Annotated in this window: 17 protein-coding genes; 6 read left to right on the top strand and 11 right to left on the bottom strand. The window is 67.8% G+C overall.

The window, feature by feature from the left end; all coding sequences use genetic code 11:
• Positions 1 to 139 precede the first annotated feature (139 nt).
• The 6 genes from ACXAGF_RS01870 to ACXAGF_RS01895 all read right to left on the bottom strand — a co-directional run bounded on the left by ACXAGF_RS01870 (position 140) and on the right by ACXAGF_RS01895 (position 4,851).
• On the bottom strand, positions 140 to 778 hold the full coding sequence (locus ACXAGF_RS01870) for a DUF1236 domain-containing protein (RefSeq protein WP_475014070.1): 639 nt from the start codon (positions 776 to 778) through the stop codon (positions 140 to 142).
• Between the two features lie 106 nt (positions 779 to 884).
• Positions 885 to 1,688 carry a 2', 3'cyclic nucleotide phosphodiesterase SpdA gene (gene spdA / locus ACXAGF_RS01875; RefSeq protein WP_475014071.1) on the bottom strand — a complete coding sequence of 268 codons (804 nt, stop codon included), beginning with the start codon at positions 1,686 to 1,688 and terminating at the stop codon, positions 885 to 887.
• An 88-nt stretch (positions 1,689 to 1,776) separates the two neighbouring features.
• Entirely contained in the window at positions 1,777 to 2,187 is a 411-nt protein-coding gene (locus ACXAGF_RS01880; RefSeq protein ID WP_475014073.1) for a hypothetical protein, read from the bottom strand.
• On the bottom strand, positions 2,184 to 3,557 hold the full coding sequence (accC, locus tag ACXAGF_RS01885) for an acetyl-CoA carboxylase biotin carboxylase subunit (protein ID WP_475014075.1): 1,374 nt from the start codon (positions 3,555 to 3,557) through the stop codon (positions 2,184 to 2,186). The genes ACXAGF_RS01880 and accC overlap by 4 nt, the downstream gene beginning before the upstream one ends.
• A gap of 43 nt (positions 3,558 to 3,600) precedes the next feature.
• Complete coding sequence (accB, locus tag ACXAGF_RS01890) at positions 3,601 to 4,065, bottom strand: acetyl-CoA carboxylase biotin carboxyl carrier protein (protein WP_475014076.1); 465 nt, start codon at positions 4,063 to 4,065, stop codon at positions 3,601 to 3,603.
• Positions 4,066 to 4,077: 12 nt separating this feature from the next.
• Positions 4,078 to 4,851 carry a LamB/YcsF family protein gene (locus ACXAGF_RS01895; protein WP_475014078.1) on the bottom strand — a complete coding sequence of 258 codons (774 nt, stop codon included), beginning with the start codon at positions 4,849 to 4,851 and terminating at the stop codon, positions 4,078 to 4,080.
• A gap of 178 nt (positions 4,852 to 5,029) precedes the next feature.
• On the opposite strand from ACXAGF_RS01895, the gene pxpB reads away from it, so the two are divergent.
• On the top strand, positions 5,030 to 5,698 hold the full coding sequence (gene pxpB, locus ACXAGF_RS01900) for a 5-oxoprolinase subunit PxpB (RefSeq protein WP_475014079.1): 669 nt from the start codon (positions 5,030 to 5,032) through the stop codon (positions 5,696 to 5,698).
• The gene (locus ACXAGF_RS01905; RefSeq protein ID WP_475014081.1) at positions 5,695 to 6,693 is read left to right on the top strand and encodes a 5-oxoprolinase subunit C family protein; all 999 of its coding nucleotides are present in this window, start codon (positions 5,695 to 5,697) and stop codon (positions 6,691 to 6,693) included. The genes pxpB and ACXAGF_RS01905 overlap by 4 nt, the downstream gene beginning before the upstream one ends.
• Before the next feature lie 135 nt (positions 6,694 to 6,828).
• On the opposite strand, the gene ACXAGF_RS01910 is transcribed toward ACXAGF_RS01905, so the two are convergent.
• A complete protein-coding gene (locus tag ACXAGF_RS01910; RefSeq protein ID WP_475014082.1) occupies positions 6,829 to 7,434 on the bottom strand; it encodes a tetratricopeptide repeat protein in 606 nt (201 codons plus the stop codon).
• A gap of 134 nt (positions 7,435 to 7,568) precedes the next feature.
• Here ACXAGF_RS01910 and ACXAGF_RS01915 point away from each other — a divergent pair, with 134 nt between their 5' ends.
• A complete protein-coding gene (locus ACXAGF_RS01915; RefSeq protein ID WP_475014084.1) occupies positions 7,569 to 8,201 on the top strand; it encodes a FecR domain-containing protein in 633 nt (210 codons plus the stop codon).
• A gap of 42 nt (positions 8,202 to 8,243) precedes the next feature.
• Here ACXAGF_RS01915 and ACXAGF_RS01920 read toward each other — a convergent pair whose 3' ends face one another.
• A complete protein-coding gene (locus tag ACXAGF_RS01920; RefSeq protein ID WP_475014086.1) occupies positions 8,244 to 10,106 on the bottom strand; it encodes a CHASE2 domain-containing protein in 1,863 nt (620 codons plus the stop codon).
• A 6-nt stretch (positions 10,107 to 10,112) separates the two neighbouring features.
• Positions 10,113 to 10,817: a Crp/Fnr family transcriptional regulator gene (locus ACXAGF_RS01925; protein WP_475014088.1), complete on the bottom strand. Its 705-nt coding sequence runs from the start codon at positions 10,815 to 10,817 to the stop codon at positions 10,113 to 10,115.
• A gap of 230 nt (positions 10,818 to 11,047) precedes the next feature.
• Between ACXAGF_RS01925 and ACXAGF_RS01930 the strand changes: the two genes are divergently transcribed.
• From ACXAGF_RS01930 to ACXAGF_RS01940, 3 genes are all read left to right on the top strand, one after another.
• Positions 11,048 to 11,488: a DoxX family protein gene (locus ACXAGF_RS01930; protein WP_475014089.1), complete on the top strand. Its 441-nt coding sequence runs from the start codon at positions 11,048 to 11,050 to the stop codon at positions 11,486 to 11,488.
• A 142-nt stretch (positions 11,489 to 11,630) separates the two neighbouring features.
• Positions 11,631 to 12,329, top strand: coding sequence for an orotate phosphoribosyltransferase (locus ACXAGF_RS01935; protein WP_475014090.1), 699 nt, complete (start codon positions 11,631 to 11,633; stop codon positions 12,327 to 12,329).
• Positions 12,330 to 12,397: 68 nt separating this feature from the next.
• Entirely contained in the window at positions 12,398 to 13,324 is a 927-nt protein-coding gene (locus ACXAGF_RS01940) for a carbohydrate kinase family protein (RefSeq protein ID WP_475014092.1), read from the top strand.
• 153 nt (positions 13,325 to 13,477) lie between these two features.
• On the opposite strand, the gene pgi is transcribed toward ACXAGF_RS01940, so the two are convergent.
• Together pgi and ACXAGF_RS01950 are read right to left on the bottom strand one after the other, a co-directional pair.
• Entirely contained in the window at positions 13,478 to 15,103 is a 1,626-nt protein-coding gene (gene pgi / locus ACXAGF_RS01945; protein ID WP_475014094.1) for a glucose-6-phosphate isomerase, read from the bottom strand.
• 148 nt (positions 15,104 to 15,251) lie between these two features.
• A complete protein-coding gene (locus ACXAGF_RS01950; protein ID WP_475014096.1) occupies positions 15,252 to 16,952 on the bottom strand; it encodes a long-chain-fatty-acid--CoA ligase in 1,701 nt (566 codons plus the stop codon).
• Positions 16,953 to 17,136 lie beyond the last annotated feature (184 nt).

Here is a 17,136-nt window from a genome sequence, read left to right on the forward strand (position 1 = left end):
GCTGCTCTGGCGGATGTGGGCCATTCCTGTGTCCCGGGGCGTCCCCGGCCGCGCGGCGGCGCAGGATCGCAGAGCGCCTCCGGGGCAAAGGAAGACGGCCCGCCTTGGGCGGGCCGTCCATGCAGTCGGTTTCCGGAGGCTAGCGCACCCAGACGATCTTGCGGCTGCCGCGATCGACCAGCACCGGTCGGTCCTCGACATAGATGTAGCCGTATTCCGGGCTGTCGGGTACGGCGACGATATCGACCTGCTCGGGGATGACCGCGCCGGTCTCGACCGGACCCTCGAGCACGACCGGGCCGACCGGGTGCTTTTCAACATAGGTGATCGTCGCTTCCGGCACCGGCGGCGCGATGCTGCCGGTCGTCTCGGCCTGAGCCACGAAGACGACCTGGCGGTCGCTGGCGCGCACGATCACCGGGCGACTGTCTACGTAGACATAGGCGAATTCCGGATGGTCGGGGATCGGCGTCAGTACGACATCCTGGCGCAGCCTCGTCTCGGTGGTGACCGGCCCTTCGAGCACCACCGGCTCGACCGGGTTGGCCACCACATAGGTCTGCACTTCCGTCGGAACCGTGGCCGCCGCGCCGAGGGTGGCACCGGCAATGCCGCCGATGGCGGCCCCGACCGGGCCGCCGACGATCGCTCCGGTCACGGCGCCGGCCGCGCCGCCGGTGACGACGCCAAGGTCCTGGTCGTCGTTCCGCTCCTGCGCGTGGGCGGCCGTCGTGCCGATCAGGGCCAGGGCGGCACCCGCCATGAGAAACTTACGCATTGTATTCTCCTTCCGAAATCAAGGTTGTCTTCACCCCTTCGCCGCACCAACGTGGCTGGGCGGGAAAGGGTTCCGAGCATCCGGAGAGGGGAGCGGTCACGAACTGTTACGCGATCACGGAATCACGTCGGGCGATTTCGTAGTCCTCGGTGTGCACCTGCAGGCCCTCGGGCGTGACGACGACGATGCCGTAGGCGCCGGGCTCGTCGACCGAAAGCGAGGGGTTCGGCGTGTCGAACGGCATCGGCTGCTGGTGGACCGGGCTCTTGAAGACGGAGAAGGGGATCCCGTGGTGCGAACCGCCGATCGTGCGATGGACGTGGCCGGCGAAGATGTGGCGCACCTTGCCGTGCCGCAGCACCGTTTCGTAGAAGGCCTCCTCGTTGCGCAGCCGGATCTCGTCCATGCCGGCAAAGCCGGTGCGGTGCGGCGGATGGTGCATGAACAGGAGAACCGGCCTGTCGCTCTCGGTCAGCCGCCGGTCGAGCCAGGCGAGACGACGGGCGCACAGGAGACCGGCATGGCTGGCCGGATAGTCATAGGGCGGGGCGAACAGCGTATCGAGCAGCAGCACGCGGCAGTCGCCGAAGTCGATTGCCTGCTGCACGAAGCCGTTTTCGTCCGGCACGACATCGTCGAACACCTCCAGGAAGCGCTCGCGGCTGTCGTGGTTGCCGATGGTGATCGCCGCCGGCGGCACGAGCGTCGAAAGCAGGCCCTTCAGGCGCAGATAGGAGGTGGGATCGGCACGGTGCGTGAGGTCGCCGGTGAAGATCACCCGATCGGCATCGGCATGGTAGCGGTTCACGTGTTCAATGCCCTTTCGCAGGCGTTCATGCGGGTCGAGCCCGATGATGGTCGTGCCCTCGGGGGTCATGTGCAGGTCGGTGAAGACGATCAATTTGGTCATGGAAGGGGGTCCGGACTGGAAAGGGTGCGCGGGAAATCTCTATGGCCGCCCGTCGCAGGTCAAGAGCGTGTCTGGTGTCGCGGCGGCATCACGGCTTTCCCTGAAGTGCCTGGCCCTGCTCCACCGCGAAGACCGGGTCGCCATAGCCGATCGCAGCGCCATCCGCCTGCAGCGGCCGCAGCAGCGTCGCGTCGCGTTCGGCGAGGATGGGGCGCAGCAGCGGACCGACCGCGGCATAGGCGATGATTGCGCCGCGCCGAACCCGGCGCGGCAGCGGCAGGGCGCCAGCCGTGCTGGCCGGGTGCGAAAGCCGCAAGGTGCCGAAGGTGGTGGCGCGAAGCACGGCCGGGTCCTCGACGGTGACACTCGTGGCGCCGGGAGCGGCGGCGGCAGGGCGACGGCCGAGGCGAAGCTGCAGATTGCCCTCGTCGATCTCCAGTTCGGCGATGCCGTAGCGCGCCATCAGCGCCTCCAGGCGTACGGCCAGTTCCGCGCTCATCGCCTCGCTCCCGCCGGCGGCTGGCGCCGTTCCAGCAGCCGTTCCAGATGGTGGATGTCGAAGCCGCCGGCGGCGATGGCGGGATCGTCCAGCAGCATCCGGTGCAGGTCGATACTGGTGCGAATGCCGTCGACGACCGTCTCGCCAAGGGCGCATCGCATGCGGGCGAGCGCCTGGTCGCGATCGGCGCCGTGGACGATGATCTTGGCCACCAGCGAATCATAGTGCGGCGGCACCTCGTAGCCGGCGTAGAGATGGCTGTCGACGCGAACGCCGAATCCGCCCGGCGGCACGAAACGGCTGACCCGTCCGGGAGACGGGGTGAAGCGAAACGGATCCTCGGCATTGATGCGGCATTCGATCGCATGACCGCGCGGGCGGATGTCCTCCTGCCGCAGCGCGAGCGGCTCGCCCTGGGCGATCTGCAACTGTGCCTGGACGATGTCGATGCCGGTCACCATCTCGGTGACCGGATGCTCGACCTGCACGCGGGTGTTCATCTCGATGAAGAAGAACTCGCCGTCCTGGTAGAGGAATTCAAAGGTCCCGGCGCCACGATAGCCGATGGCGAGGCAGGCCTCGGCACAGCGCCGGCCGACGGCGGCGATCAGGCCGCGGTCGATGCCGGGCGCCGGTGCTTCCTCGATCACCTTCTGGTGCCGGCGCTGGGCCGAGCAGTCGCGCTCGCCAAGGTAGACGGCGTTGCCATGCGCATCGGCCAGAACCTGGATCTCGACATGGCGCGGCCGCTGAAGGTAGCGCTCGAGGTAAACGGCGGAGTTGCCGAAGCTGCGGCCCGCCTCCTTGCGGGTCGCAGCGACGGCGTCCAGCAGTTCTTCGCTGCGCCGCACGACGCGCATGCCGCGGCCGCCGCCGCCGCCGGCCGCCTTGACGATGAGTGGGTAGCCGGTGGCCGCGCCGATCGAGAGAAGCGCGGTCGGATCGTCCGGCAGCGCGCCCTCGGAGCCGGGCACGCAGGGCACGCCCGCCGCGCGCATGGCCGCCTTCGCCGAGACCTTGTCGCCCATCAGCGCGATTGCCTGCGACGGCGGCCCGACGAAGACGAGACCGGCATCCTCCACCATCCTCGCGAAGGTGGCGTTCTCCGACAGGAAGCCATAGCCCGGATGGATGGCGTCGGCGCCGGCGTGGCGGGCGGCGAGCAGCAGCGCCTGCGCATCGAGATAACTGGCCGCGGAGGGGGCGGGGCCGATGCAGACCGCGCGATCGGCGAGCTCGACATGCCGAAGGCCACGGTCCGCCTCGGAATAGACGGCAACCGTACCGAGGCCGAGTTCGCGGCAGGCGCGCAGAACCCGCAGCGCGATCTCGCCGCGATTGGCGATGAGGACGGTGCCGAAGCGGCTCATGACGCCATCCCGGCGCCGGGGCAGGGGCTGGGGGAGCGCATGCTCAGTCCTCCGCCCTGCGAATGCGGAACAGCGGTGTGCCGGCCAGCACTGCGGCGGCGTCGCCGAGCAGCACCTCCACCACGGTGCCGTCGCAATCGGCCTCGACCGGGTTCATCATCTTCATCGCCTCGACGATGGCGATCTGCTGGCCGTCGGAAACCGCGTCACCCTCGCACACGAAGGGTTGGGCGCCGGGCGCGGCGGCACGATAGAACGTTCCCGGCAGGCCGGCGACGATGACGTGCTCCTCGTTATTGCCGTCACCGTCACGGTCGCCGACAGCGGCGGCCGACTGGGCGGGCGGCGAGGACGGCGAGGCCTGGCGCGCCGGCGCGGCGACGGGGCCGGGACGGGCGGCCGCGCCCTTCGCCAGCCGGATCCGCAGGTTGCCCTCGGTCACCTCGAGTTCGTCGACGTCGGAGGCCGACAGCATCCGCATCAGGCGCTCGATAACGTCCAAATCCATCGTCCTCTCCGATCACTTCAGGAAATTGCGGACGGCAATGCCGTCGGCTTCAAGCGCGTCGCGGACCGTGCGGGCGATCGACACGGCGGCGGGGGTGTCTCCGTGCACGCAGACGGAATCGATCGGTGTCTCGATCCATTTGCCGGTGACGGTCTCGATCGCGCCGGCCCGCACCATGCGGACGATGCGTGCGGCCGCCTCGTCCGGGTCGTGAATCACCGCGCCCGGCAGGCTGCGATGAACGAGATGGGCCTCGTCGGTATAGGCGCGGTCGGCGAAGATCTCGGAAGCGGTGGCTAGCCCCATCTCGTTCGCCTGACGCTGCTGGTGACCGAGCGCGATCACCAGGCACACCAGCCGGGGATCGACGGCCTTGATCGCGCGGTTGACCGCCATTGCCACCTCGGCGTCCTGCTGGGTCAGGTTGCCAAGCGCGCCATGCGCCTTCACATGGGTGATCGGATGGCCGGCATAGCTCGAAAGCGCCTGCGCTGCGCCGATCTGGTAGGCCACAAGCCGCTCGATCTCGCCGGCGGAGAAGGGGATGTTGCGGCGGCCGAAGCCCCAAAGGTCGGGAAAGCCGGGATGGGCGCCGACGGCGACGCCACGCTCGCGTGCCAGAGCGAAGGTCGCCGCCATGATCTCCGGGTCGCCGCCGTGGAAGCCGCAGGCGATGTTGGCTGAGGTGACGACGCGCAGGATCGCCTCGTCGTCGCCCATGCGATAGGCGCCGAACCCCTCCGCCATGTCCGAGTTGAGGTCGACGGTAAGGCTCTGATCGGTCATGGATTCTCCTCGCTCGCCGCCCGTTCTACACCATTTGCCCGGGTTGTCGCGCGCAATGCGTTATTGAAGCGACCCACCCGCCACACATGATGAAAGCGGTTGGATTGCGGTCCAGACTGATTTATCAGAGGCGCCATCGTCAATCCCGATGAAGGTGGCCTTCGGATTGGACTCGCGCGTGACCTCCAGGAGCGAAAACCCGGCGATCAGCACGGAGGGCGCCGGTGCGGTGCTGCTCGACGCGGCCGATGCGGTCTTCTCCGATGCGACGCAGCAGCGGGTCTGGGCGGTGGCTGCGGCCCTGCGCGTGGTGCCGGGCGTCCGCGAGACCGTCCCCGGCATGAACAACCTCATGGTCGTGTTCGACCCCGTGGCGATCGCCCCGGAAAAGCTCGAACGAAAGCTCGCCGCCGCTTGGCACAACGTCGCCGCCAATGCGGTCGCTGGCCGCGAGGTCGAGGTTCCGGTCACCTATGGCGGTGCGACGGGCGAGGATCTCCAGGCCCTGGCCGCCCATGCCGGGCTGACGCCGGACGAGGTCGTGCGGCGGCATACGGCGGTCACCTATTCCGTCGCTGCGGTCGGCGCCATGCCCGGCTTCGTCTATCTCTCCGGGCTCGATCCCAGCCTCGCCATGCCACGCCGGGCGGTGCCGCGCATGACCGTGGAAATCGGATCGGTGATCATCGGCGGCGCCCAGGCCGGCATCATGCCGGTGACTGCACCCTCCGGCTGGCACATCATCGGTCGCACCGCCATGAGGCTGTTCGATCCCGGGCGTGATTCGCCCGCCGCGCTCCGGCCCGGGGACCGGATTCGGTTCCGCGCCGAAGGAGGCTTGTCGTGATCGAGGTCCTGTCGACCGGTGCGGTCAACAGCGTGCAGGATCTCGGCCGTCCCGGCTATCTCGACGTCGGGGTCGGCTGGTCAGGAGCCATGGACGGGCCGGCGCTGGCCGCCGCCAATCTGATGATCGGCAACGCCGCCAACGCCGCCGGAATCGAGGTGTCGCTGTTTCCCTTCCGCCTGCGTTTCCTGCGCGACACGGCCTTCGCCGTGACCGGCGCGGAATGCACGGTGACGCTCGGAGAGCGCACACTGCCCGGCTGGTGGGCCGAGACGGCGCGCGAGGGCGAGACGCTGACGCTCGGCCTGCCGCTGTCCGGTGCGCGCGTCTGTCTGGCGTTCGGCGGCGGGATCGACGTGGCGCCGGTGCTCGGCTCGCGTGCGACCGACCTCAAGAGCGGCTTCGGCGGTTTCGACGGGCGCGGGCTGATCCGCGGCGACCGGCTTGCGCTGCTGCAAGGCGGACCGGCCTCTCTGCCGGTGGGCGGCTTTGGCATGGACCCTGCCGATCTGCGCGGGGGGACGCGCCCGGGCGACGGTCCGATTGCGCTGCGCGTGTTGCCGTCGGCGGAGTATCCGCTCTTCACCGATGCGGCGCGCCGGACCTTCTTTGCCACCGAGTGGATCGTCAGCAACGAGGCCAACCGCCTTGGCTACCGACTGAACGGGCCGGCATTGGCGCTGACGGAAAAGCTGGAACTGTTCTCGCACGGCATCATGCCCGGGACGGTGCAGGTGCCGCCGTCGGGTCTGCCGATCGTCCAGCTTGCGGAAGCCAACACTTGCGGCGGCTACCCGAAGATCGCCAATGTCATCGAGGCCGACCTCTGGCGGCTGGCGCAGGCGCCGGTGGGGGCCGCGCTTTGCTTCGTGGAAATCGATCGGCAGGAAGCGGTAGCTGCGATCGTCCGCGAGCGGCGGGCACTGGCCGACATTGCCGCACTCGCCGCCCTGGCCCGCAAGGACGGCCACGCCGGCCAGCCCGAATTGGAGTGAGCGAGCATCGCACTGAAGGGCAGGATCCGGCGGCCCCGCTGGCGAATTCCTCGTCGTGACCGACGCTTGGGGATCGTAGACGGGCGAGATCGCCTGAGCTGTCAACGTGGCGGTCGAAGGCCCGCGTCTTTTCGCCTATTGGACGCTGCCGCGCGTCGCAAGAACCGCCACCTCTTCGGTAAGGGCCGCAAGCTCGTTGTCGTCCGTGGCGGCCACGCTCTGCCAGCGACCGGCCAGGCCGGGGTCGGGAGCGGTGCCGATACCGTGGCGGTAGGCGATGGCGAGAACCCCGGCCCCGATGCGGTCGCCGGCCTCTGCCGCCTTGCGGTAGAGCGCGAAGGCACCGCTGGCGTCGCCCTTGTGTGCCAGCAGACGGCCGTAGCGCACCATGGCTGCGGTGTGGCCGCCCGTAGCGGCCTTGCGGTAGAGTTTTTCCGCTGCCAGCGTCTGCCCGCCGCGATCCAGGGCCCGGCCGAGCTGAAAGGCGATGCGGGCTTCGCCGCCGCCGGCATTGTAGGCGGCACGGCAGGCCGAGATCGCGACGCCGAGTTGCAAGTCGCCGTCCTCGACCGGTTGAAAGACAGGATTGCGTGCCTGGTCGAGCGGGCTTCCCGCCGCGGCGTCGCATTTCTCTTCGATGGTCAGTCCGGCGGCCCTTGCCGGCGGCGCTGCGCCCGCGGCCGCCGCCGCGAAGAAAAGGGCGACGCCGACCGTTGTGAATGCAGTGGTTTTGTTGAACATTGTCCCTTCTCCTCGTCCGCTGCCAGACGATAGACGCTTGAGCGGCCGGAACAGTTCCCACGGGAACACGATGCGACGGCCGCGCCACGGTACCGGTTGGACACGACGGCATGAAATCAATCGCGAGGGTTCAGATGCGACAGAGAGGTTTTCGGCATGGGTTGGCCGTGAGGCGGCGGGCTATCGTCATCGGCGGGGTGCTTTCATTGGTGGGCCTCGGGTCGGTGCGGGCCGATGCCGTGATCGGAACGGCCGACGAGGTACGCGGCACCGTGAGCCGCAAGCACCAGGAAGATCTTGCGGCGGTCCGCGTCGGCGCCGACATCATGGACCGCGACTTCATCGTCACCGGCAACGACAGCTTTGCCGCGCTCACGCTGGGCAGGGACACGCGACTGTTCCTGGGCAGCCGGGTCGAGCTGCTGGTTGACAGCTTCATCGCCGGCCAGGGCGGCACGATCGAACTCGGAACGGGGGCGCTGGTGTTCGAGCGTCCCGAGGGGGCGCCGAAAATGGACGTCGCCTTGCGGACCGCCTTCGGAATGATCGGCGTCCGCGGCACGAAGTTTTTCGCCGGGCCCAGTCGCGGCGTCTTCGGGGTGTTCGTCGAGCACGGCCTTGTCGAGGTCACCGGCGGCGGCGTCACCCGCCAGCTTGCGGCCGGCGACGGCGTCGACGTCGCGGCTCCCGGCGCAGCGCCCAGTGCGGTCAGCCAATGGGGCGAGGCGCGGATCCGCGAGGCCTATGCCAGCGTCGGCATCCGCTGAGCGCCGGGGCGCGGCCTGTTCGCCGGCGATGGCGAGGCAACGTCACGGCGCTTCGGGCGAAAAGAGCGCCAGCGCGCCGATCCCTCGGACCTCGTGGAGACCAAGCGGGCGCAGCGCGACGGTCGTTTCCGACGCAGCGGCGGGGCCGATGCAGATGTCGGTTCCCAGCACCTTGTTCGCGTCTTGCAGCCGGGCCGCGATGTTCATCACCTCGCCGTGGGCGGTGTAGTCGAGCCGGCCGCCGGTGCCGATCTCGCCGAGCACCGCCAGGCCGGTCTCGACGCCGATGCGGGTACGGCCGAAGGCGACCTCGGCAAAGGCCGGCCGCCGGCGCATCTCTTCCGTCAACGCCCGAACCGCGAGGGCGCAGGCTATGGCCCTGTCGACGTGGCGGTCAAGGTCCTCCGGGGCATTGAACAGTGCGCTGACGGCATCGCCGACGATCTTGTTGATCATGCCGCCGTGCTGTTCGACCAGGGCGTTGACCTCGCGGAAGTAGATGTCGAGCAACGGCACGAGCCGTTGCGGGCCGATGCGGTGAGAAAGCGCCGAGAAGCTCTCGATGTCGGTGAAGACCGCCGTGACCTGCCGCTCCTCGCCGGCCACGCGCTCCAGGTCGGGATTGTCGACATAGCGTGCGACGACCGATTCCGGCAGAAACTGCGCGAAGCGCTGGCGGGCGACCTGTTCGGCGCGTTTGACGCGGGAGAACTGCAACACGCCCGTCACCAACAGCACCGCCGACAACGCCAGCACGATGCCGACCGCGTCGATCAGAAGCCCGGTCTGCCGGTACACCAGCAGCGCCGCGGCCAGGATCGCGACCGGCAGCGCCACGCCGAGCAGGGCCGCGTGGGTCGGCCGCAGCCGCGTGACGGCAAAGGCCAGGGCGAGTCCTCCCGCCAATGCGGCGCCGGCCTCAAGCGGAACCAGGCGACGGTCGCGCACCGGGACGAAGCCGGTCAGGATCGCGTTGGCGAGGTCGGCATGAATCTGCACCGATGGCTCGAGCGGCATCGAGGCGCTGGCCCTGAGGCCGCCGAGCGCCGGCATGCTGCTGCCAACGAGAACCACCTTGCCGGCGATGCGCTCCGGCGCGATCGCCCCGTCGAGCACGTCGATCGCCGAGACCGTGCGGCGGGCGATACGCCCGGCATCCGCCGCGACGAAGCGCAGACTGCCGTCCTCGTCGAGGGCCAGGATGCGCCCGTCGTGGCGGAGCCAGGCCGGCGTTCCGCCGAGGACCGGCGTGCCGGCGCCGGCGGCACGCCGGGCCACCTCGACGCCGAGCGTGGGATAGGGATCGTTGCCGACGATGGCATAGGCCTGCACCCGACGCACCAGCGCGTCTGCGTCGCCGACGAGAAAGCCGGCGGCCGCGGCGGCGGCTCGCTTCTGAAACATCGGACAGGCATCCTCCACCCCCTCGACGAACCAGACGTCGGGAATGGCCACCGGTCGCTGCACGGCGAGTTCAGGCGCGGGCGCCGGGGCCGGGACCAGGCGATCGCCGACCAGGAAGCCGAGGACGGCCGGCACCTTGCCGAGCGCCTCCGCCAGCGCCGCGTTCTGCGGATCGGCGGGATCGCAGTCGCCGCTGAAGACGAAGTCGAGCGCGATGGCTGCGGGTCGCGCCGCGGCGAGCGCCGCGATCAGCTCGGCGATCTGCGCCCGCGTCCAGTCCTCGCCCGGTGCGGCCTGGAACGACTCGCGGTCGATGTCGACGACCAGGACCCGGTCGGTCTCCGGCGTCGGGACAGACTGAGTCAGAGCGTCGAAGAACTCCTCCCGCGGCCGTTCGAGTACAGCCTCGGCGAGGCTGGCAAGCAGCACGGCGCCGAGCAGGCTGGCCAGGATGCCGGCGACGACTGGCTTGGCGCGGATCGCCCGGAGATTGAGGGCCAAGGCCAGCTACTCGTCGTCCGGCTCGGCCACGGCGCGCAGCCGGCCGATGTGGCAGGAGATGATGCCGTCCGACCGCCGGATCGCCCCCGCCTCCTCGAGCGCCAGGATCGAGCGGTTGATCTTCGGTCGGCTGGCGCCCACGATGCTGGCGATCTCCGCCTGGCTGAGGGCGAGCTGGAGATTGGCGCTTTCCGGCAACTCGTTACCGTGGATGTTGCGAAGCGTTGCCAGGAAGAAGCGTGCAACCCGTGAATCCAGATCGTACAGCGCGATCGTCTCGAGGTGCTCGGTCGTCTCGCGCAGCATGGCGCAGAGATAGTTGACGATGGCCTGATAGGCCGGTGGATTGCGCGCCAGCATGTCCAAAAATTCGCGCTTGCTGATGACATACCCCTCGGTCGCGGTCACCGCGGTTGCGTCTGCCGACCGCGGCTGACCGTCGAGAACGGCCATCTCGCCAAAGATGGAGCCCGCCTCGAGGTGGCGCAGCGACAGTTCCTTGCCCTGGGGCGTGATCAGCGAGATCTTGATCCGGCCGGAGATGATGACGATGAGGTAGCTGCCCTCGTCGCCGCGCTGGAACAGCACGGTTCCCGCCTTCCACTTCCGATAGGTCGCGATCGAGACAACATCGGCGATTGCGTCCTTGCCGAACCCCTCGAATATGGGAAAAGAGCGCCAGAACGCAGCGCTCCTGCTAATCTCGTTCATTCTCACGCTCCCCGCGGTCGCCGCCGTTCGGCGGTCGTGGGCAATTCTTCCCGCACCCCACGGGCGGTTGCAACAGAAAATGCGCGGGGGCTGACGGCGGGAACGGGGACGGGGCGGGCATTGTGCTCTTATGCTGAACGATCTGTCCACGTCTGGCGGGCTATTGTAGACGCGCTGTTCTGGTAAGAATTGCGCCATCGAAACCCGCTGCAACCTGCCAGGAGTCAGCCATGTCCCAGAATTTCGTCGTCCTCGTCGGACGTATCCTGCTTGCCTTCATGTTCATCCTTTCCGGCTACCCCAAGCTGCTCGATCCGTCCTCGACGGCCGGCATGATCGCCGGGGCCGGCCTTCCGGGCTCGACGGCATTGGCCTATCTGGCCGGGCTGTTCGAACTGGTCGCCGGCGTCCTTATCCTCATCGGCTTCCAGACGAAGATCACCGCCTACCTGCTGGCCGCTTTCTGCGTCTTCACCGGGCTCGTGTTCCACAGCGGCGCGATCAACATTCCGGACTTCCCGGAAGGCGCCAACAGCCTGCTGACCCTGTTCAACAGCCTGATGATGATGAAGAACCTGACGATCGCCGGCGGCTTCCTCGTGCTGGCCGCCTTTGGTCCGGGCGCGCTCTCCGTGGACGCCCGCCGCAGCGCCGGCCCGGTTGTCGCCTGACGCCGGTCGCCTGGAGTTCCGTCCCGAGCCTCCCCGGACAGCCGGGGAGGCTCTTTTGCATTCGCCCCGGCCCTGCGACCGGCTGGCATCGGCGCGTCGATGCTGCTATGCGCTCCCTGAGCAGCCAGTCAGGAGAGAGGCCATGTTTTCCAATTCGTTTCCGGATCGCGACACGATGGCGGTGCTTCTCGCCCGCATGCTGTGGGAGATCAAGGCGGTGCATTTCCGCCCGCAGGAACCCTACAAGCTGGCTTCCGGCATGGCGAGCCCCGTCTACATCGACTGCCGCAAGCTGATCTCCTATCCGCGCGTCCGTTCGGCGGTGATGGATTTTGCCGCCGCCACACTGCTGCGCGGGGCCGGATTCGAGCAGTTCGACGTGATCGCCGGCGGCGAGACCGCGGGCATCCCCTTTGCGGCGCTGCTGGCCGATCGCCTCGGCCTGCCGATGATCTACGTCCGCAAGAAGCCGAAGGGACACGGTCGCAACGCCCAGATCGAGGGCCACATGCCCGAGGGCGCGCGGGTGCTGGTGATCGAGGACCTGACCACCGCGGGCGGTTCCATGTTCACCTTCATCGACGCGGTCAGGGCGGCCGGCGGCGTGGTCGAGCACGGTCTGGCGCTGTTCTACTACGGCATCTTCCCGGAGGCCGAGGCGCGCTTTGCCAATGGCAAGGTCAAGCTGCACCACATCGCCACCTGGCGGCACGTGCTTGCCGCGGCCCGCGCCGAGAAGCTGTTTGACGACGACACGCTGGCCTCGGTCGAGGCCTTTCTCAATGCGCCGCTGCTCTGGTCTGCCGACCACGGCGGCGTCAGCAGCCTGCCGACGGCCTGATCAAAAGAGGCTGGCGTTTTTGCCGACACTCGATTAAATCGATTGAAAGAAGTTCGGAGGAGGCACTCATGATCCTGTGTTGTGGCGAAGCGCTGATCGACATGCTGCCGCGCAAGACGACGCAAGGCGAGGATGCCTATGCGCCCTATGCCGGCGGGGCGATCTTCAACACCGCGATCGCGCTCGGCCGTCTCGGCGTGCCGACCGCCTTCTTCACCGGCCTGTCCGACGACATGCTGGGCGACGTGCTGCGCCAGGCGCTCACGGCCAGCAGCGTCGACTACAGCCCCTGCGCGATCCTGTCCCGGCCGACGACGGTCGCCTTCGTCAAGCTCGTCAATGGCCAGGCGACCTATGCCTTCTACGACGAGAACACGGCCGGTCGGATGATCACGCCGGACAACCTTCCGGTGCTCGGCGATGACTGCGAGGCGCTGCATTTCGGTGCCATCAGCCTCATCCCCGAACCCTGCGGCGCGACCTACGAGACGCTGCTTGCGCGTGAGCACCAGCGGCGCGTGATTTCCCTCGACCCGAACATCAGGCCCGGCTTCATCAAGGACAAGCAGGCGCATATGGCGCGCATCAACCGCATGGCCGCGCAGTCGGACATCATCAAGTTCTCCGATGAGGATCTCGACTGGTTCGGCATGCACGGCAGTCATGACGAGTTGGCGGCGGAGTGGCTGGCGCGCGGGCCGAAGGTCGTCGTCATCACCAAGGGCGCCGATGGCGCCGACGGCTACACAAGGAACCACAAGGTCTCGGTGCCCGGCGAGAAGGTGGCGGTGGTGGACACGATCGGTGCCGGCGACACGTTCGATGCCGGCGTCCTGGCTTCGCTGAAGCGGAGCGAGCTGTTGACCAAGACGAAGGTTGCGAACCTCGGCGAGGCCGACCTGCGCGAGGCGCTGGCGCTGGCGGCAAGGGCCGCGGCGGTCACCGTCTCCCGCGCCGGCGCCAATCCGCCCTGGGCGAACGAAATCGGGCTCTAGGCTCCCATCCGCGCAATGCGCTCCCCGCGACCTTGCTTGCGAAAGCCGGGAGCGGCGCGGGCCAGCTTGTCACAACGCATGGTGAATTCCTGCTCGGCAGACGCCGCGCGCTGGCGCTGGCCTCCCTGCCGGGACGGGGAGGCCAGCGCCTGCTTACTTGGCCGCCTTCAGCAGCGCCGCCACAAGCCCGGCGGTCGACGAATCGTGGCCCGCTGCGCTCTCCTTGCCCTCGACCACCGGCAGCAGTCCGGTCGCCAGTTCCTTGCCCAGTTCGACGCCCCACTGGTCGAAGGAGTTGATGTCGAACAGGGCGCCCTCGACGAACACGCGATGCTCGTAGAGCGCGATCAGCCGCCCGAGGGCGAACGGCGTCAGCCGGTCGTAGATCATGGTGATCGACGGGCGGTTTCCGGGGAACACCCGGTGCGGCGCGATCCTGTCGGCCCTGGCCGCGTCGACGCCCTTCGAGGCCAGCTGTGCCTTGGCTTCGGCCAGCGTGCGGCCTTTCATCAGCGCCTCGGACTGGGCGAGGCAGTTCGCCATCAGCAGCTCGTGCTGGTGGCGCAGTTCCGGTTCGTGTCCGTTGGCGGCGATCATGAATTCGGCCGGGATGACGTCGGTGCCCTGGTGAATCAGCTGGTAGAAGGCGTGCTGGCCGTTGGTGCCCGGTTCGCCCCAGACCACCGGTCCCGTCCGTTGCGCGACCGGTTTGCTATCCAGCGTCACCGCCTTGCCGTTCGATTCCATGTCGAGTTGCTGCAGGTAGGCAGGGAAGCGTGACAGCCGCTGGTCATAGGGCAGGATGGCGCGCGACGGATAGCCCAGCACGTTGCGGTGGTAGTAGCCGATCAGCCCGAGCAGCATCGGAATGTTCTGCCGGATCGGGGCCGTGCGGAAATGGTTGTCGATCGCATGGCCGCCGGCGAGGAAGTCGGCGAAATCCGCCCTGCCGATTGCAATCATCAGCGGCAGCCCGATCGCCGACCAGATCGAGTAGCGGCCGCCAACCCAGTCCCAGAACCCGAACACCCGGTCGTCGGCGATGCCGAAGGCCGCGACCTTGTCGAGCGCGGTCGAGACCGCGCAGAAGTGATGGCCGACGGCGGCCTCGCCGAGTCGGCCGGCGACGAACCGCCGCGCCGTGTCGGCGTTGGTCATCGTCTCGATCGTGGTGAAGGTCTTCGAGGCGACGATAAAGAGCGTCGTTTCGGCATCGAGCCCCTTCAGCGTGTCGGCGATATGGGCGCCGTCGATGTTGGAGACGAAATGCAGGCGCGGGCCATCGTGATAGGGCGAGAGCGCCAGCGTCGCCATGACCGGGCCGAGATCAGAGCCGCCGATGCCGATGTTGACGACATCGGTGATTCGCTTGCCGCTGGCGCCGGTGATGGCGCCGGAGCGGACGCCGTCGGCGAAAGTGCCCATGGCGGCGAGCACGGCGTTCACCTCCGGCATGACGTCGGCGCCGTCGACAATCACTGCGGTGTTGGCGCGGTTGCGCAGCGCGACGTGCAGCACGGCGCGGTCCTCGGTGATGTTGATCTTCTCCCCGGCGAACATGGCGTCGCGCCTGCCTTCGACATCGGCGGCCTGCGCCAGCGCCTCGAGGCCGTCGAGCACCTGCTCGTTCACCGCGCATTTGGAATAGTCGAACAGGAAATCGTCGAGGGTGACACTGAAGCGGGAAAAGCGCTTCGGATCGGCGGCGAAGGCGGCGCGAATATCCGCGGCGTCGGTGTCCTGGGCGGTGGCTCTCAGCGTTTCGACAAGCGCATTCATGGCGGGCTCCTTGCATCGCAACATGACCGGTGGGGGCTAGCTAGTCGTTTTGGGCCACGCGAATCAAGGCCTGTCGCACCGCTTCCCGGCGAAAGCGGCCGCTTTTTCAGGAAAAATTTAAATCGATTTATGTCCGCGCGGCGCCCGACTAGCTCCGCAGGTCCTTGCGCAGGATCTTGCCGACGTTGGATTTGGGCAGTTCGGTGCGAAACTCGACATGGCGCGGGCGCTTGTAGTTGGTGAGATTTTCCGCGCAGTGGGCCTTCACGTCCGCCTCGGTCAGGTTCGGATCGCCCTTGACGACGAAGAGCTTGACCGCTTCGCCCGAATGCTCGTCGGGGACGCCGATCGCCGCGCATTCGAGGACGCCGGGCAGGGTCATCGCCACTTCCTCGACCTCGTTCGGGAACACGTTGAAACCCGAGACCAGGATCATGTCCTTCTTGCGGTCGACGATCTTGATCAGGCCCTTGTCGTTCATGAAGCCGATGTCGCCCGTGCGGAAGAACCCGTCGGCGGTCATCACCTTGGCCGTTTCCTCCGGCCGCTGCCAGTAGCCGGCCATCACCTGCGGCCCGCGAATGCAGATTTCGCCGATCTCACCGAGCGGCAGCGAGCGGTCGGCGTCGTCGCGAATGTCGACCTCGGTCGAGGGGATCGGCATGCCGATCGTACCGGTGAACTCGGTGCTGTCCAGCCGGTTGGCAGTCGCCACCGGCGAGGTTTCCGACAGGCCGTAGCCCTCGGCGATCGGGCAGCCGGTCATCTTCTGCCAGCGCTCGGCGACCGGGCGCTGCACGGCCATGCCGCCGCCAAAGGTCAGCGCGAGGTCCGAAAAGTCGATCTTCTGGAATTCAGGATTGTTCATCAGCGCGTTGAACAGGGTGTTGAGGCCGGGAAAGACATTGACCTTGTTGGCGGCCATGTCCTTGACGAGCGAGGGGATGTCGCGCGGATTGGCGATCAGGATGTTCTCGGCGCCGGTCAGGAGCCCGGCCAGCGAGTTCACCGTCAGCGCGAAGATATGGTAGAGCGGCAGGGCGCAGAGGAATACCATCCGCTCCGGCCGCGCCTTGCCGTTGAATGCGGTTTCCAGCCAGAGTCCCATCTGCTCCATGTTCGACAAGACGTTGGCATGGGTGAGCATGGCGCCCTTGGAGACGCCGGTGGTGCCGCCAGTGTACTGCAGGAAGGCGAGGTCGCCGCGCACGACCTTGGGATCGGTTGGCCGTGTGCCCGCGCTCTTCGACAGCACGGCCTTGAAGGCATGGTGCCCGGGCAGCGCCCAGGCGGGCACGAGCTTCTTCACCCGCCGCACGACATAATTGACGATCAGGCCCTTTACGCCCAGCATGTCGCCCATCGTGCAGACGACGATCTCCTGCAGCCGGGTGCGGGCGGCCACCTGCTGGACCGTGTGGGCGAAGTTTTCCAGCACGAACAGAACCTTCGCCCCGGCGTCCGTCAGTTGGTGCTCGAGTTCGCGCGGCGTATACAGCGGGTTGACGTTCACAACGGTGAACCCCGCACGCAGGATGCCGTAGACCACCACGGGGTTCTGCAGGATGTTCGGCATCATGACGGCGACGCGATCGCCCTTTGCCAGGCCGCGCGATTGCAGCCAGGCGCCGATTCTGGCGGACTGCGCCTCGAGGTCGCGGAAGGTGATCGACCTGCCCATGCTGGTAAAGGCCGGCCGGTCAGCGTATTTCTCGCAATAATGCAGCAGGGCCGCGCCGATCGACTCATAGGCCAGCGGCGGGATCTCGGTTGGAATGCCGGGGGGGTAGGAGGCGAGCCAGACCTTGTCGGGACGGGTGGCGGGCTGGTCCTGAACGGGTGCTGACATGGATGCGCTTCCTCCCTCGCGTCGTCGGCCGCATCCGCCGCCTCGGTGCGCGACGGATTCGGTCCTCCAACCTTCCAGCGCGGCAGCATGATGCCTTTGACCTGTTGCTTCAAGCCTATTCGCTATCTTACATTAACGTAAACGTCAATGGCGTTGACTCATCGCGGCTGCAAAGCGCATGTGT

Source organism: Mycoplana sp. ABR4_002 (assembly GCF_056159645.1).

Bases quoted from the DNA above. Each gene is read 5' to 3' on its own strand.
- ACXAGF_RS01925 (WP_475014088.1), bottom strand. From the start codon at position 10,817: ATGAACGAGATTAGCAGGAGCGCTGCGTTCTGGCGCTCTTTTCCCATA.
- ACXAGF_RS01880 (WP_475014073.1), bottom strand. From the start codon at position 2,187: ATGAGCGCGGAACTGGCCGTACGCCTGGAGGCGCTGATGGCGCGCTAC.
- ACXAGF_RS01910 (WP_475014082.1), bottom strand. From the start codon at position 7,434: ATGTTCAACAAAACCACTGCATTCACAACGGTCGGCGTCGCCCTTTTC.
- accC (WP_475014075.1), bottom strand. From the start codon at position 3,557: ATGAGCCGCTTCGGCACCGTCCTCATCGCCAATCGCGGCGAGATCGCG.
- ACXAGF_RS01915 (WP_475014084.1), top strand. From the start codon at position 7,569: ATGCGACAGAGAGGTTTTCGGCATGGGTTGGCCGTGAGGCGGCGGGCT.
- ACXAGF_RS01870 (WP_475014070.1), bottom strand. From the start codon at position 778: ATGCGTAAGTTTCTCATGGCGGGTGCCGCCCTGGCCCTGATCGGCACG.
- pgi (WP_475014094.1), bottom strand. From the start codon at position 15,103: ATGAATGCGCTTGTCGAAACGCTGAGAGCCACCGCCCAGGACACCGAC.
- ACXAGF_RS01930 (WP_475014089.1), top strand. From the start codon at position 11,048: ATGTCCCAGAATTTCGTCGTCCTCGTCGGACGTATCCTGCTTGCCTTC.
- ACXAGF_RS01935 (WP_475014090.1), top strand. From the start codon at position 11,631: ATGTTTTCCAATTCGTTTCCGGATCGCGACACGATGGCGGTGCTTCTC.
- accB (WP_475014076.1), bottom strand. From the start codon at position 4,065: ATGGATTTGGACGTTATCGAGCGCCTGATGCGGATGCTGTCGGCCTCC.
- ACXAGF_RS01895 (WP_475014078.1), bottom strand. From the start codon at position 4,851: ATGACCGATCAGAGCCTTACCGTCGACCTCAACTCGGACATGGCGGAG.
- ACXAGF_RS01950 (WP_475014096.1), bottom strand. From the start codon at position 16,952: ATGTCAGCACCCGTTCAGGACCAGCCCGCCACCCGTCCCGACAAGGTC.
- ACXAGF_RS01940 (WP_475014092.1), top strand. From the start codon at position 12,398: ATGATCCTGTGTTGTGGCGAAGCGCTGATCGACATGCTGCCGCGCAAG.
- spdA (WP_475014071.1), bottom strand. From the start codon at position 1,688: ATGACCAAATTGATCGTCTTCACCGACCTGCACATGACCCCCGAGGGC.